The 14,700-nt window shown below is 67.7% G+C and carries 10 protein-coding genes and 1 pseudogene; 3 read left to right on the top strand and 8 right to left on the bottom strand.

What is annotated here, in order from left to right:
• Positions 1-687 precede the first annotated feature (687 nt).
• The 5 genes from ABZ348_RS34030 to ABZ348_RS34010 all read right to left on the bottom strand — a co-directional run bounded on the left by ABZ348_RS34030 (position 688) and on the right by ABZ348_RS34010 (position 4,902).
• A complete protein-coding gene (locus ABZ348_RS34030; RefSeq protein ID WP_358939784.1) occupies positions 688-855 on the bottom strand; it encodes a hypothetical protein in 168 nt (55 codons plus the stop codon).
• Between the two features lie 50 nt (positions 856-905).
• Positions 906-1,772: a hypothetical protein gene (locus ABZ348_RS34025; RefSeq protein WP_358939782.1), complete on the bottom strand. Its 867-nt coding sequence runs from the start codon at positions 1,770-1,772 to the stop codon at positions 906-908.
• A 4-nt stretch (positions 1,773-1,776) separates the two neighbouring features.
• Positions 1,777-2,628 (bottom strand): helix-turn-helix domain-containing protein, encoded by an 852-nt coding sequence (locus ABZ348_RS34020; RefSeq protein WP_358939780.1) that lies wholly within the window; start codon positions 2,626-2,628, stop codon positions 1,777-1,779.
• 1,276 nt (positions 2,629-3,904) lie between these two features.
• The gene (locus tag ABZ348_RS34015) at positions 3,905-4,612 is read right to left on the bottom strand and encodes a hypothetical protein (RefSeq protein ID WP_358939778.1); all 708 of its coding nucleotides are present in this window, start codon (positions 4,610-4,612) and stop codon (positions 3,905-3,907) included.
• Positions 4,613-4,656: 44 nt separating this feature from the next.
• Positions 4,657-4,902, bottom strand: coding sequence for a hypothetical protein (locus tag ABZ348_RS34010; protein WP_358939776.1), 246 nt, complete (start codon positions 4,900-4,902; stop codon positions 4,657-4,659).
• A 681-nt stretch (positions 4,903-5,583) separates the two neighbouring features.
• On the opposite strand from ABZ348_RS34010, the gene ABZ348_RS34005 reads away from it, so the two are divergent.
• The 3 genes from ABZ348_RS34005 to ABZ348_RS33995 all read left to right on the top strand — a co-directional run bounded on the left by ABZ348_RS34005 (position 5,584) and on the right by ABZ348_RS33995 (position 7,525).
• Positions 5,584-6,612, top strand: a complete 1,029-nt coding sequence (locus tag ABZ348_RS34005) for a S66 peptidase family protein (protein ID WP_358939786.1) — start codon at positions 5,584-5,586, stop codon at positions 6,610-6,612.
• 84 nt (positions 6,613-6,696) lie between these two features.
• Positions 6,697-7,272, top strand: a complete 576-nt coding sequence (locus tag ABZ348_RS34000) for a hypothetical protein (RefSeq protein WP_358939775.1) — start codon at positions 6,697-6,699, stop codon at positions 7,270-7,272.
• A gap of 73 nt (positions 7,273-7,345) precedes the next feature.
• The gene (locus ABZ348_RS33995; protein WP_358939773.1) at positions 7,346-7,525 is read left to right on the top strand and encodes a hypothetical protein; all 180 of its coding nucleotides are present in this window, start codon (positions 7,346-7,348) and stop codon (positions 7,523-7,525) included.
• A 113-nt stretch (positions 7,526-7,638) separates the two neighbouring features.
• Here the strand turns inward: ABZ348_RS33995 and ABZ348_RS33990 are convergent, their stop codons facing one another.
• The 3 genes and pseudogenes from ABZ348_RS33990 to ABZ348_RS33980 all read right to left on the bottom strand — a co-directional run bounded on the left by ABZ348_RS33990 (position 7,639) and on the right by ABZ348_RS33980 (position 13,571).
• Positions 7,639-8,058 carry a hypothetical protein gene (locus tag ABZ348_RS33990; protein WP_358939772.1) on the bottom strand — a complete coding sequence of 140 codons (420 nt, stop codon included), beginning with the start codon at positions 8,056-8,058 and terminating at the stop codon, positions 7,639-7,641.
• A 589-nt stretch (positions 8,059-8,647) separates the two neighbouring features.
• Positions 8,648-10,651, bottom strand: coding sequence for a PE-PGRS family protein (locus ABZ348_RS33985; RefSeq protein ID WP_358939770.1), 2,004 nt, complete (start codon positions 10,649-10,651; stop codon positions 8,648-8,650).
• Between the two features lie 240 nt (positions 10,652-10,891).
• Positions 10,892-13,571, bottom strand: a pseudogene (locus ABZ348_RS33980) (Helicase associated domain protein).
• Between the last annotated feature and the right edge of the window lie 1,129 nt (positions 13,572-14,700).

The raw sequence follows: 14,700 nt of genomic DNA, 5'->3' as shown, positions 1-14,700 counted from the left end.
ACCCGCCCCGCACCGCCGCAAGCTCCCCAGCCCTCATACAGCCAGCGAACTACCGAACACCCAACATGACAAGACAGCTAACAAAGCACTACTAGAAGAAGGCCAGGAACGCTGCCGGTTCAAGGCGATTGGGGCTGGTCTTCCGGTCATGAGACCTGCCATGATCACCTCATGCACTTCAGTAGAAAGGGTCATGCCGCGTAGACGGCCCGGCCGGGTCCGTGCCGAGTTGAGGCACCGGTCCCAGAACGACCAACGGTCTGCCATCCCAGGGTTGTCTTCGCGCGCGTTGGCAGAGGTCGCGAGGATCGAGCGAAGCAGGAACTACCTCTGGCCAGGGGTGGCCGAAACGGCATTCCGGAACTGGCGAAGTTTTGTAAGGCACCCATATCGCCGACTCTGGGTCCACGAGGATGACGGCTGTGGCGTGTGGGCATGCTGCGGAGTGCCGCATGAGGGACGCGATTTCCTCGAAGCCATTGTGCTGGGGATGTCCCGGAAGCGAGCCCGCGAGTTCAGGGCGCTTCCCGCAGAACTCGACAATCTGTACTGAGCGAGTCAGTCCGTTACTCAACTCCGGTCAAGCCCCGTTCACATGCCGGACAGTGCTGTGGCGCCCCTCGCCGAGCAGGCGAGCGGGTCTTCGCCGCCCTACATGGCCCGGCGGGTCGGACCCAGTTACCGCCCTCAGGTGTGCCGCTGCACCCAGATCGCCGCCAAGGTCACAGTGGTGGTGCCCAAGCCGTAGCAGATGCCGCGCAGTGTGTGCACGGCTGCGGTCCGACGGCGCCGGGCCGCCCAGCGCAGCATCTGTTTCACACGGGTGCGGAGTCGGGTGAGGGCGCGTCGGGACATTGGTTCTGGTCCTTCTGGTGATGGGCGGGTGTTTCCGGATGTTGGGTGGTTCAGCCGGTGTGGCCGTGGGCGGCCTGGGTGGGCCAGGGGAAGGCCGTCAACGCCTCGGTTAAACGTGGTCGGGTCTTGCGCTGGGCGGGCTCCCGGAACGGAAGCGGCTGGGGGGCTGCGTACTGCGGGCTGTTCGTCTCGTTGAACTCGACGGTTGCGGTGGCGATCAGTGTCGAGACCGTGACGGGGAAGTCCTCTTCCAGCAGGGGAATCGCGTAGTCGGGGTGGTCGGCGTAGTCGATGGCGGCAGGGACGTAGGCCAGCAGCCACGCCACACCCCGCTCCTTGGACCGGTCGCGGTCGCCAAGGAGGCGGCTCAGCACGCGCAGAACTGTTGGGGTGGAGGCGTCTAGGTTCCGGAGCACCTGCCGGTCGTGGCCGGGGAAGGGAACGGTCTCGGGCTGCGGCTTCGTGTCGACCCCAGTCTGCTGGCACCACCACGCCGCCGCGTGCATCTCCCCGCGTGCCAGGTGGTGGAGGTAGAGGAGGAAAGCGGCGGTGTCGTTGCCCGCGCCGGCGGCATACTGCCACCAGTACCGGGCCTCCTCGTCACGTTCCACCAGTTGGAACACGGAGCCCAGAAGGACCGCGCACTGCGGTGCGGGCAGGTGCTCGGTGATGAAGTCCGTGGCTGGCACCGCGCTAGCGCTGCCCACGACCACCTCGCAGAGGGTGGCGAGGACATCGACCGCGGTGTCGCTAGCCGGGGTGCGGTGGCGGTGGTTCGGCATGGGCAGGTCCATCAGCATCACGGTTCCGCTCTGCCGGGGAGTCCCGCTCTCCTTCCGGGGCGCGACGGTGTCGGGGCGAGCCCCGGGCTCGTCCAGGAGCAGCGCGCGGGCAAGAAGTTCCTGAATAAGTGTCACGGTGTCACTTCTCCGGGGCTGTGGGGGCCAGGGCGACTGTCAGCGCGCGCTGGGCGCGGTCGTCGGTGAGGGTGATCAGAGCAGGGGGCAGACCAAGGAGGTCGGCGACTGTGCCGGGGTCCATGCCTCGTAGGTGGGCGAGGACGGTGACGTCGAGCTCGAGGTCGGGCAGGCGGCAGATCGCCCGGAATAGGCTCAAGGACTCCTCGAACTGCTGGTACATGGCCGCTGAGCCGTCGGCGCGGGCCAGGGCGACGGTGTCAAACGCCGCGGAGGCAAGCTCCGGACGCCCGTCGGTGTGAGGGGCGCGTGCCATCACCGACCAGCGCAGGATCGGCCAGGCGAACTGCGGGACTCCGGAGCTGACCAGGGCTTCGTCCCAGCGGACCCACAGGATGACGAGGGCTTCGGCGACCGCGCGACGGGCCTCGGCGCCAGTGGGGAGGAACGCCTTGCTGTAGGCGGTGTAGCTCGGCCGGCACAGCTCCGTGAACGCGCGGTACTCCAGTGGCGGCCGGCGTTCGCCGGTCGCGACGACGACTTTGCCGATGCACCCCTCGATCCAGTCCTGCTTCTTCCCTGCGTCGGCCGCGGCCTCACGCCACAGCAACTGCATCGGGCGGGTCGGGAGACCCAGGACGTGCGCAAGGCTGTGGGTCAGCTCCCACGTCGGGTACAAACCCGTGCCCCGCAGCAGTTCGGACGTCTTGGATTTGGACCATCCGGCCTGGCGGGCCAGCGCGGCAATCGTCAGCCCGCTGACGAAGTACCTCTCCCGCAGAACCTGTAGCCACGCTCGGTGGGAAACCCCCACTCCGTCGATGATCGGGCCCAGCTTGCGGCCCGGGACGCGCACGGACGCCCCGCTTAACGGTTGGCGCGCGGTCACAGAGGGGCCTTCCCGTGCGCGCTGGCCGGGGGTTGGTGGGCGGGGCGCCGGGACCCGCTGCGGGGGTGGGTCCCGCAGAGCCCGGCGTGCAGGAGGACGGCTATCGCCGTGCTCTCAGGGAGGGCTGGTGTCAGCCGTGGTGCGTTCATGGGTGTGCTCTTCTCTGAACGTCCGGAAGGGATCCCGGCGGCGCGGTGCCGCGCGTCACCGGGGGATTGCCGGACAGCTTGGAGCTTCGACGTCCGTACATGCCATGTGATCAAGAGATCGCGGAACATTGCAGGCGTGAATGTCAACAACCGTGGCACGCAACCGCGCGATATCCGTTCACAAGCCGTCGTTGGTGGCAAAAAACCGATCCACCTTGCGCTCGGGGGAGCCCGTACCCGTCAATGAGAAGACGGCCTCCGTGAGCGCCAGGCCTCCCGTCCGGAAGGCCGCGCCCGCTCCCAGCGCCGAGAGAAGGGAGCGGATACCTCTCGTTGTCACCTGGCCGCTGTCGCGTGCGGGGGCCTCCGGCCGGCGGCACTTTGAACCGCATCCCGCCGACCCATCACCTGGGCCGTACTGTTCAGAGCGCGGTGCTGCCCAGGACGGAGGCACTCCATCTGGGTCGGGTTGTGTCTATCGGGGCCTGACTATCCGTCGTGGGGGTTGTCGTCATGGAGGCGGGTGTCGAGGTCGGTGGCCCAGTCGAGGGCCCATGAACGGAGATCGGCGGTCTCGTCCGGAGTGAGGCCGTAGGCGGTGAGTTCTTCGTCTTCGTACCATTCCGCGCCGTTGAGTCGGTCGTGGAGGTCGTGGAGGTCGAACTCGATTCGTGCGTGGCGGCGGCAGAGGGCTTCGAGGGTCGGCGGTGGTGCGGTTCCGCGGAACTGAATGCGTGGGCTGATGTGGCCGCTTCCGAACTAGGCTGCGCGCGAGCACCACCTACCGAATTCCTGAAGTCGGCCACGACGCCACGGTCAGATCTGCGCTCTCTGCCTTGACTACACATGTGCCATCACCTTGCGGCGGCGGCGGGGCCGGCCGGAACGCTAGCCGCTCCGGCCACTGTGAGGGTGCGGAATCGGTTGCTTGCACCTCACTGCCCTGTTCGTTGCCACACATCTCGACAGATCGCCTGGACTGGACACGTCCGTGCGGTGGCCGGCGGGTTCGACCGCGGCACGAAGAAGCCCCCGGCTGAGGCCATGAAGGTCGGCAGGGGCGGGTGGTCAGGTCACCGGGGCTGGGGGGTGGGTCAGGCCCAGCGGGTGAGGTCGTAGACCGCCTCGCAGACGGGGTCCCCGGTGTCGGAAACCTTGTGGGCGGCGAGGGAAGCGGGGTCGTCGGGGCGTAGGAGGGCCGTGAGTTTGGTGGAGGCCCACCAGCCCACGGTGCGCGGTTGCCCGGTCTCGCTGTCCCTTACGGCGAGGTCGACACCGATCACCCGGTTCTGGTGGGACAGATAGACGCGCAGGGCGCCGGATGGGCGTAGGTCGAAGCCCACTATGCGGTACAGGCTGGGCGCGGCGGACGCGGGGGCTTCGTGCCACAGTGCGTCGCGGCACAGGTCACTGATGACGTAGGCCACTCCGTCCTCCAGCGTGACCTCCGGCTCGTCCGGGAAACCCTCCCGCTCTAGGACGGCGGCGGCGTCGACCAGCGCCACTCCGTCATCCCTGTACGTGAGGGGGAGCCCGGCCTCGGAGATGAGGTGGGTGATACGGCGTAAGGCTCCGACGACGTACCACCACCAACCGCGGTCCTCCGCCGCGCTCACGGGCAACGGGAGGTCGACGAGGAGGGAGCCGGCGGGCTCGGCCGAGTGGTCGGGGTTGTGGAGCCGGACCCTGAAGACGGTGTCGCCGAGGGGGTGGGCGCCGTGGACGTACCAAGCTGTTCCCGGCAGCGGGACCCCGATGAACGGGCGCAGCGCCAGCAGGACGCGAGAGGAGAGAACTTCCATGGCTCAAGGGTCCCTCTTCCTGTGTCCGCCGGCACTGCGTCTGGTCAGATCTGGTTCACCCAGTCAGGGCACAGTGTCTGCCCGCGGCAGAAGGCGGTGATGGTTCCGATGGGACGTCCGTCGGGTGTCAGGGTGCTTCCCGGCCCGCGTTCACCGCGTTCGGCAACACTGGTGATGGTCATGCGGACAGAGCTGCCGCTGACGATGACTCCGTCGTACTCCCAGCGGTTTCCGCTTCCCCGGTCGGCACGGCCGTTGTAGGGAGCGGTGACGGCCTTCTTGCTGCGCATGTTGTGCTTGTTGGCGGCGTGGCGGGCGCCGAAGTCGTTGGTGCCGTTGCGGGTGGGGATGTCGTTGTAGTCCCAGTCCAGGGAGGACTAGTTGACGCGATGCCACGGTGTGGACGGATCTGGTGGGGGGATACGGCCGTCGGTTTCCTGGGGCTGCCCAGTCAGCGGCACCCCCTCGGCGAGGGAATGTTGCGTCCCGAAGATCTCTACGTACTCGTCGTTCGAGTACATCTGTAATCCGGGACCAGGGCCGATTGCGTGGCGATCGGGTTCGGCTGCCGCCGCGTTCGCGGGACTGGTCAGGACCGCGACCGTGGCGGCCATCGAACAGGCCACCGTCAGTGCTCTCGCTCTGCTCGTCGTACGCATGATGGAAATCCCTCTGTCTCTGAGCCTCGGACCGCTGAATCGGTCCGGGCAATGAAGGAAAGCCTCACGCCACTGACTCTCCCCGTCACTCATCGACCACCGTTCTGGCCGTGATTCTCCGCCTAGAACGGAGATGCGGACCGCGCGGAACTCGTACTTCCCACAGGCAGTTTCCGGCCCCTGAACCACCCGGAACACACTGAGCCCCATGGGCCCCTCCCAGTGATCGGCTCGATATGGCCCTCCACTCAGGGTGGGGGCATGTCAAAAGTCGATATCGGACTGCTGTGGTGGCGTGTCAGACTTCTGCGCATGTCAGTTCGATACCCGAGCCCCCTGCGTCCTGGTGACCGCATCGGCATCACTTCTCCTTCGAGCGGGGTCCCGGAAGAGCTACGCAGGCGCCTGGACGTGGCGATTCACGATGTAGAGGCTCGGGGATACGAGGTGGTCGTTGGTCGTTGCATGGACGGTGCCGGCCATGTCAGTGCCCCTGCTGCCGATCGCGCGCGAGAGCTGATGTCGATGCTGACGGATCCCGACATCAGAGCCGTGGTGCCGCCGTGGGGCGGGGAGACAGCGATCGACCTGCTGCCACTGCTGGACTGGGACCGGCTGCGCGATGCCGAGCCGACTTGGCTCGTCGGGTTCTCCGACATGTCGACCATCCTCACGCCGCTGACCCTCCTCACCGGAACGGCGACTGTGCACGGCAACAACCTCATGGATACGCCCTACCGCGTGCCCGAAGGACTGTTGTCTTGGCTCGACATAGCCGCTGCCCCCCAGGGACATCGGTACACGCAGACTCCGCCGAACCGCTACCGAGTTACGGGCTGGGACGACTACCGTGTCCACCCGGAGGTGCGCGAGTACACGCTCGACACGCCCGGCAGATGGACCCGGCTGGACGGTGAGGGGGATGTGGAAGTCGAGGGGCGCCTGATCGGGGGCTGCATCGAGATGCTGTGCAACCTCACGGGAACGGCCTACCTCGATGTCTCAGCCTTCGCACAGGCCGAGTCTCCGGAAGGTCTTCTCGTGTATGTCGAAGCAGGAGGCGACGACGCCTTCGCTATCTGCAGGAACTTGCATGGGATGAGGCTGGCCGGCTTCTTCGACACGGCGAACGCGGTCCTCGTCGCCCGGACGTCGGCACCCGATGCCGACTCGCTCACCCAGCACCAAGCCGTCCTCGAGGCACTCGGCCCCTTGAACGTTCCAATCATCGCTGATGTTGAGTGCGGCCACGTCCCGCCGTACCTACCCATCGTCAACGGAGCACGCGGCCGGGTCGTACACACCTCGACTCGCAGCGAGTTGACCCAGACACTGGACTGATGCCTCAGGTCAGAGACCGTAGATGACTTCGATACGGAGGTCGGGCACCGGCTCGCGGACGGCTGCGTGCAGGGGGCCGACCTGGTGGTGCGAGCACCAGCGGCCGGGGTGCCGGTCATCCTGCTGGAGATCGACCGCCGCAGCGAGGACGCGCACGACCTGGTCGTCAAACTGCGCCGGTACTGGGAGTGGGGCCGGTTGCTGCCGAAGGACGCGGCCAAGCACACCGTGGACCTGGTCCGCTCCCGGCCGGACGCCATCGAGCACATCGACCACGAGAAGCGGCTGTGGCGCCGCCTCTACCCGCCGACCGGTAGGGAGGGTCTCGTTCCGGTGGCGTTTGTGTTCGCGGACACCACCACCGCGAAGGTCGCCAACACGGTCGCCGTGCTGGAGGAGGCCGGACGCCGCTACTGGGCGCCGCGCCGGTATGACACCCTCTACGAGAAGGCCATCACCGCGCGGGACTACCGCCAGGCGGTGCCCGTCGTCGTCACCACCCTGGAGCAGCTCCAGGAGCACGGCGCCGACGCCGCGGTGTGGCGGCGGCTCGGCCGGGCAGAGGCTGACGGACGCGCTCGACAACCCCGACGGCCATACCCTCTACCGCGCCGAGGAGGCCCGCGCGGCTGCGGAGGACAGGCGGCGCCGTGTTGCTGAGCGGGAGGCGCGGCGCCCGGTGTGCGGGCGGTGCGGGCGGAAGTTCTCCGACGAGCGCTGGGAGGAGGTCACCGTGCACCGGAGTGCCGTACGGGCCGGGGACAAGTCGGTGTGCGGGCCGTGCCGCGCCGACGACGTCGCCCGCGAGGAAGCCGCCGTCGAAGCCGCCTGCATCGAGGCCGCCGCCCCGCCGGAGCCGGAGGACGACCAGAGGCCGGACCGGGGCCGCGGCTGGCTCCGCCGACGGCTCTGACGCGCCCGGCACACCATGGCCCCGGGGGATCGGCGCTCTCCGGGGACCCGGGACACGCGCTCCGAGGCCGCTGAGAGAAAGGTCCGGGGCCTGTGCGGCTCCGGCCCGGCGGGTCAGCGGCGTCCGACGGTGCTGCGGACGAGTGCGTAGGGGATTACGCAGAAGGCGCCGAGGTTGGTGCCGACGATCAGAGTGAGGAATAGCCAGTAGGAGAAGCCGTGGCCGTTGGAGGAGGCGAGGAGCCACCCGTACGTGAGGCCGGTGAGGATACCGGTGAGGGCCAAGCCGGCTGCCCAGCCCGTCTTGCTCAGCCCGAAGCCGAGGCCGATGTAGGCCCAGAACAGGGCCGGGCCGGCGACGACCGTGATGGCCGGGAACACCGGGAAGTCGATGCGGCCGCTCATGTAGTCCGTGAGCTCAGGCACCGAGATGAAGGCCATTAAGCCCATGTAGGCGACGCAGAAGACGACGGCGACGATCGTGATCACGCGGGCGGCACGGGTGGCGGGAGGGGTGTTCGCGGCGTCGGTCATGGCCAGGGATAGTGGATGAGGCCCCGCATTCCTGAAACCCTCACCCTCAGGAGATGGCATCCGAAGCGTTCGGATCGTCGGCCGCCCGCTGTACCAGCTCGGCGGGGACCCGGGAGGCGTTACCGCCCTACAGCGCCAGCAGCCGCCGGACTTTCGTGGTGACCGTGAAATGGGGCGCCTCCACCCTGCGAGGCAGTGATCCTCCCGGGCAGCGGCCAGCCACAGTCACACCGTCCGCTCCGACTTCCCCAACGCTTTTGCCACCAGGCACACATGCGTGGCGCTCGACTCACCGCCCGAGAGGGGCCGCGTGTGCCGGGAAGCCGTGGCGGCAGGCGAAGGCAGGCCGGAGGCCGTGTTTCCGTCGGTGGCGGGCCGGACGGGAATGCCTCGGCTGCTGGACATCGACAGCGCCGAGTACGAGACAGCACGGCCTGCTGTCCTAATCCAAGGTATCCCAGCCCTTCGCCACCCAACTGACCGGAATCGGCATACGACTGACAGCAACCATCGCCATCCGATACAGCCGGCCTGCCTGCGAGGCCGCACGGCAGCCCAACCCTCCCGATCCCGGAGGCATGACGGCTTCTTACAGTCCTGATGTGACCGGGGCCGGATGCTGGATCCGCTGGAGCATCTGTTCCATGACGGGGACGGGCAGGGCGGGGTTTCGGGCCGCGTTCTGTGCGGTGTCGGCGTCCCGCAGCAACCGGATCATCACCCAGCCGGGCAGCTTCGGATGCAGGGCGGCGGCGTAGCGGACACGTTCGTGCGGGTCGTCGAGCAGCCGGACCGCTGATGCGGGCGAAAGGCGTGGGTCGGACGCGGCCCGGTGCCGTACTTCCTCGTTTGTGTCCCGGCTGAACGTCTCTACCAGCTCTGGCGTGGACTCCGGGTCGTCCAAGGCCAGCTGGCGCATTCTGGCGTTCGGGTCGTTGGCGTAGCGCAGGAGGTTGTGGCGGGGGAAGTTGGGGTGGCCGTGAGGGCGGTCGGGGGTACTGAGGCTGCCGGTCCACCACTGCCACACCCGCAGGAGCATGTCAGCGGGCGCGTCGTCGCAGGATTCCGCGAGGAAGAGCTGGACGACGCGGTCGTCGTCGTGGGCGAGGCGTTCGACGACGACCGCAGGGAGGTGACGGGCCCGGGCAACGCTCCTGCGTATCAGGGGGTGGGAGGAGGCGGCCAGGCGGCGCATGGCACAGGGGTCCTCGTGCAGTGCCATGACCCAGTCGAGCGGGTAGTAGTGTCCGCGCGGGTCGAAGTCGATGGGGATGCCCGCGCGCTGCTCCTCGGTGATGTCGGCGCGTGTGGCCACCACGAAGCGGACGTTCTTGTCAGGGTCCTGAGCAAGAAGTCCGACTAGGTCCGGGTCCAGGTGCGGGTTGCCCGCGAGGGAGCTGCGCTGGGCCGGCTCTCCGTGGCGGACGAGGTGTTCGGCGAGGCCGCGTTCGAGGCGGCAGGACTCGACCGCGCGCTTTCGCACTTCCTCGGTATCGAACACCGAACGAGGCATCGGGTGCTCTCGGTGGTACCGCAACAGCGCCTCGATGCGCACCTTGCCGGAAGGATCGCTCAGAAGCTTACGCCTGGCCGGGCCGTCCAGATGAGGCCAGGCCCTTTGGCAGGCTGAGGCGCGTACTGAGGGAACGTCGTCGCCAGCCATCGCGGTCAGTATCCGTACGGGCAGTCCGCGAAGACGAGTTGTCTCTTCCCGGACCCGGGCTGAAGGGTCCGCGGCGAGCTGTTCGTACGCGGCGTCGGTGAGCTCGGCGCGCTGGTCAGCCGCCAGCATGGTGAGGATCCAGCGGTGCCGGGATTCCCGCTCGCCCAGGATCAGACGAGTCCGCTGCTCCGCTGTGAGGCCCGGCTGGGCCTCGGCCAGCAACTGCCTCACCTTCCCATCCGGGTGGACGATGGCCGCCTCGACGACCGCCGCAGGCTGACGCCGCCACAGGAGGAAGTGCGATACTCCAAGGAGACGGGTACGCAGACCATCAGGGGCGGCCGGGTTGAGTGCCAGCCCGTGCGCCCACATCTCACGCACCCTCTCCGAAGACTCCGGCCCCTGAAAAAGCGATGTCCAAGCGGCTGCCTGCTTCCGCGGGCTCTCATGTGCCGCTGCCCGAGCGGCAGCCTCTTGCCGCTCTCGCAGGTGGTCCATGACGATCAGCCATACCTCGTCTTCTTCAGTGGTCACTCCCAGCAGGGTGTCCCCGTCCAACGAGAGGGTGATGAACTCCGGCTGCCCGGGCCGCTCGCCCAAAACTCCGGCGAGGTCCCACTGCTCCGTGAGCTGCACCCGCGTCCAAGGCCTAGGCGCGCAGCCTGTCCAGTTACCCGCGACGTCGATCAGGAAGACACCATCCCCGCCGAAGAGCCCGCTCTCGGTCCCGAGCCGGCGCCACTGCGCGTTGAGCTCGGTGACCAGGTCCGCTCGGTCTGCCCTCACACTCACGGTCGGCCTGGCTTCTCTCGCGACGACCAGGCGCCACGCGGCCCGGGGCGGCACTACCTCCTCGGTCCTCCAGTCACCCGCGATGCGCAGCCCGGTGCGGCGCAGCATCTCCATCAGCTTGTCGTTCCCATCCGTCATGGGTGCTCATCCTGCCCGACCCTGATTCCTTCCCCTCCAACGACGGGGTGGGTAGACACACCAACGAAGTTCAGATGCCGGTCCACTTGGCCGCCACCCCTCTCGTGCAGTGGCTCGCTGTTGGTCTCGTTCGCCGCGTGCGGTAAACGCCAACAGCAGAGTCGCGAGCCGCTCACTCACCCGCTGGTGCTCGCACATCTGGTGTGGGCTGTAGGGACTCCCTACCGACGGCAACCGGTGTTATGCCCATTCCATGCCGAGGCCCCGCAGTGCGGCCTGCTGTTCCTGGGTGAGTTTGTCGCGCCTGGCCTTGGTGTTGGAGATCCATACGCCCAGCTTCACGATCACCGGTTCCGTTTCGCCGTCGAACGTGATCTGTTCGGTGTGTCCGCGTGGGACAGGCCGGTCGGCGCCTTCTCGTTCGACCCACTGTGTGAGGGCCGCTAGGCCGCGTTGGAAGGCTTGCTGCGCCTTGCTCTGGCCCTTCGCCGTACGCAGAGCCGCGGGGGCTGGAGCGGGCCGTTCGACGGGCGTCACACCCAGCATTGTCAGTCTTTCCTGTTGTTCGGCGGACAGCTGCGTCCAGGCGCTCGCTTCTTTTTGGCGTGTGAGCCATCGTCCGATGTCGTCGCCTTCGAACAGCACTCCGGGGTCGATGTGGGGCAGGTGGCCGTCGGCGTCGACGAGGTCGGCGAGGTGGCGGTGGTGGCGTTGCCAGTTGAGGTGCCAGGGGCAGTTCCAGTCGGGGTCGATCTCCGCAAGTTGGGCGGCCCGGGTTTCCGTGCGCTGCGGGTTTTTTGCCGAGGCCGTTTTTGCGGCGGAGGTTGGCGAGGAGTTGTCCGATGGCCAGCTGCTCGCCTTCTCCCTGGCTTTCGCCCCAGAGGGCGTCTTGTCGGGGTGCGAGGTGTCCGGTGGCCTGGTGGTAGGAGCGGAGTGTGGCGAGTTTGGTTTCCCAGGCTTCGTCGCCTGGTTCCCACACCATCCCGGCTTCGGGTGCGTCGAGGAGTTGTTTGCGGTGGGGGTCGAGTTCTCCTGCGCGCAGCGCCTTGCGCTGTTGGTGCACCCATCGGCCAAGCGGGAACGCTTTCGTCGTCCCGACCTCGGTCTCGACGTCATAGGCAACGGCGTGCAGGCCGGTGATCTCGTTCTCGGTACGCCACCGGACCAGGGCCTGGTAGCCCTCCAGCCAGACCAGGGACTCGGGCCGGATGACGCGGCAGCGGGTGAGGGCGGCGATGTCGGCGGCGTCGCGGGGGGTAGCGAAGTTGACCACGATGGAGGTGACCCGGTCGACCTCCTGCTGCGCCTCGCCAGCCTCCTCGGGCATGTCCTCGTTCTCCGGTCCGGCCGCGGTCGTGGGGGTGGGGTGGACGTGGATGCGCCGCCGTTCGGTGCCGCGGGTCAGAGCGCGGGAGGCGAGCTGGTCGACCATGCGTTCGGAGTGTGAGCGCAGGGCTTGGAGGATGTTGACCAGGGGCTGGTAGCTGGCCGAGGCGACCATGTCCCTCGGGTCCTCCCCGGGTTGGAGGAAGACGGGGATGATGATCCGTGCGGTCTTGGCCCGGCCGTCGGGGTTAGGGCGCAGGGCGCGTCCGATGTTCTGGACGACGTCGACCTGGGAGCTGCGCGAGCCGACGATGCACACGGCCTCTACCCCACGCAGTCCGGTGATGTCGACGCCGACCCCGAGGGCGCGTACCGAGGAGAGGAACGCCCGGTGCACCCGCCGGTTGTGGGCGTCGATGCCGTTGGCGAACCGGTGGATCACCGCACGCCGGTGCGCGATGGGGTGGTCCCCGCACAGCCAGTCCGCCCACACCCGCTCCGCAGGCACATGACGGCTCTCCTCCAGCTCGTACAGCTCAGCGTCGATCGACGACGCGGGCAGCTCCTCCGCACTGGCCAGCGCCGCCGCGGAGGCCTCAGCGGCATACAGCTCCGCGGCTGTGCGCGGCATCTGCGCGGCGAACGCGGCCGCTTCCTCGACCCGTTGGTGGAACACCATGGTGGTGTGCAGGTTCTGCTGCGCCGCGTGCTCCAGCAGCGCGGCCTGGAGCAGGGCCATGCGCCGGCCACGCAGGGCGTCCTCGGACAGGCCCAGGATCGGGTCCGGGTCGCGGATCTCCAGCACGTCGATCTCGAACCCCGCAAGGATCGAGCGTTCCACCGCCTCCGCCAGACCGAGATCAAAAATCCGGGTGCCGTAGGTGCTGGAGTCGCCCTCCATCGACGCGATGACCAGCTCCCGCCCGTCCCGCCCGCGCTGCGGCCGGGGTGCGGCGAGGATCCGCGGGGTCGCGGTCAGGTAGAGCCGGAAGTCGACGGGGATCCGGCTGTTGTTGTGGATCGCCGCCCACGGCCGCCCCATGTCCCCCGCGGTCATGTGCCCCTCGTCCAAAATGGCCAGGTCAAACGGAGCCATCTGCTGTCCGTACAGCCGCTCCCCGCCCGCCAGAGCCGATTCCAACGGCCCAGGAACAGTCCGACGGCCAGAGACATCGGCAGGGTCCTCGCGGTCCACGAGAGACGCGTACGTAGCGAACACGACCACAGGACCGGTCCCTGCCCACAGGGCGAGCTGGATCGGATTGGTCGTGGTGCGCACCTCGAGCTGCTCCAAGACCTCGTCCTTGTCCACCGAGCAGACCGCGACCATCGGCGCGCGGTGCCCGACCCGCCGCCAGGACTGGGCACTCTGCACGATCAGGTCCAGCGTGGGCACCATCACCAGGATCCGCCCGCCCGGGAAGTACTCCAGAGCGCACGCAGCGGTAGTGATCGTCTTCCCGGACCCGGTCGCGGACACCCCCATCGCACGCGCCCCCTCCCGGGGTACAGATGACCTTGCAGGACAGCCGACCCATTTACGAAAGATCGACTTCTGGTCTACCTGGTGTTCCTTGAGCTGAATCGCTGCCATTTCCCTGTCTCCCCGAGCAATGAATTCCCATAGTTTCAGACGGCCAAGTGCGGACTGCGGACCGCGCCCGCATCGCTCCCAATCGCCCTGCCCGTGAGATGCCAGCCGCCCGCTCTCCCGTCCGAGTTCCCGCACTTGAACCCCAGCAGGCAGTCCCGGGTCGTAGCGCCCGGCACCGAGCTCGCAGACGACGGCCTCCCCATCGCTGCTCACGCCGGCCTCGCCCAATGCCTCCAGCACCCACCGCGGCGCCATGGTGTGCGGACAGGTACACGACAGGACGCTCTCCCGGACGAATCTCTCCACCCTCACCAGGCCCGCGCCCGCTCACTCTGCCTCACCTTCACGAGATGCACGGCCAGTTCAGTAGCCCCGACAGACCGACCCCCGCGCCCCAGAGGTCGGCACCATGCTGTCCAGCTCGACCACCCCGCTCCGCGTCTAGGCGACCGCTTCCGCCTCCCGTTCGACCACCAAGTGCCCCCGCGTCCCCAGGAGCGCGAACAGCCTCAACCGGGGCATTGACGCGCACCGCCTGATACCGGCTCACCCAGTTCACAGAGCCGCTCAACACGGGATCGAGGCTGGCGGATTTGCAGTGACCGGTCATCTTTGCTCGTTCCTCTCGAAATTTCGAGGGATACTCCAGGGCGGTTGAGGGTGTCCTCTATTTCCACCAAAGATACATGCTGCATCATGCTGATGCAGCACTACACTTGAACCCGATACGAACGAGCAACCCTCACCCCTCATAGCCAGCCAGGCCCGCGCAGCGGGCTCCAACGGCTCTGGAGGCGCAGCCGGAAGGACCGTCAGGCGGGGAAGCGCAGCGGACCCGCCCCTAAGTGAACGCAGTGAGCCCAGACCTCGACCATCACAAGTCATTCAGAAACAAACATGCCTGACTACATATCAGCCAAGGGCGAGCGCAGCGAAGGCCAGCAGGCCGCGAAGCGGACTGCCCTCACTCCACGAGCCCGAAGCGAAGCGAAGGGCTCATCCCGGCGAAGCCGGGAAACACAACGCGAAGCGTTGTGTTTTGTTTGGGGGGGCGCCACACAAAAAAATCAAAAAGCGCCCCCCATTGGTTGAGCGCGCGTGGGGGTCCCACAAGACAAAAGGGTATATC

This window comes from Streptomyces sp. NPDC005963 (assembly GCF_040638655.1).
GTDB lineage: Bacteria > Actinomycetota > Actinomycetes > Streptomycetales > Streptomycetaceae > Streptomyces.
Note: the sequence above shows the minus strand (reverse complement) of the source record. Positions and strands in the feature narration are given on the sequence as shown.

What these genes read in the sequence shown, in the direction of transcription:
- ABZ348_RS34010 (WP_358939776.1), bottom strand. Translation starts at nt 4,902, where the DNA reads ATGCGCAGCAAGAAGGCCGTCACCGCTCCCTACAACGGCCGTGCCGAC.
- ABZ348_RS34015 (WP_358939778.1), bottom strand. Translation starts at nt 4,612, where the DNA reads ATGGAAGTTCTCTCCTCTCGCGTCCTGCTGGCGCTGCGCCCGTTCATC.
- ABZ348_RS33990 (WP_358939772.1), bottom strand. Translation starts at nt 8,058, where the DNA reads ATGACCGACGCCGCGAACACCCCTCCCGCCACCCGTGCCGCCCGCGTG.
- ABZ348_RS34005 (WP_358939786.1), top strand. Translation starts at nt 5,584, where the DNA reads ATGTCAGTTCGATACCCGAGCCCCCTGCGTCCTGGTGACCGCATCGGC.
- ABZ348_RS33985 (WP_358939770.1), bottom strand. Translation starts at nt 10,651, where the DNA reads ATGACGGATGGGAACGACAAGCTGATGGAGATGCTGCGCCGCACCGGG.
- ABZ348_RS34030 (WP_358939784.1), bottom strand. Translation starts at nt 855, where the DNA reads ATGTCCCGACGCGCCCTCACCCGACTCCGCACCCGTGTGAAACAGATG.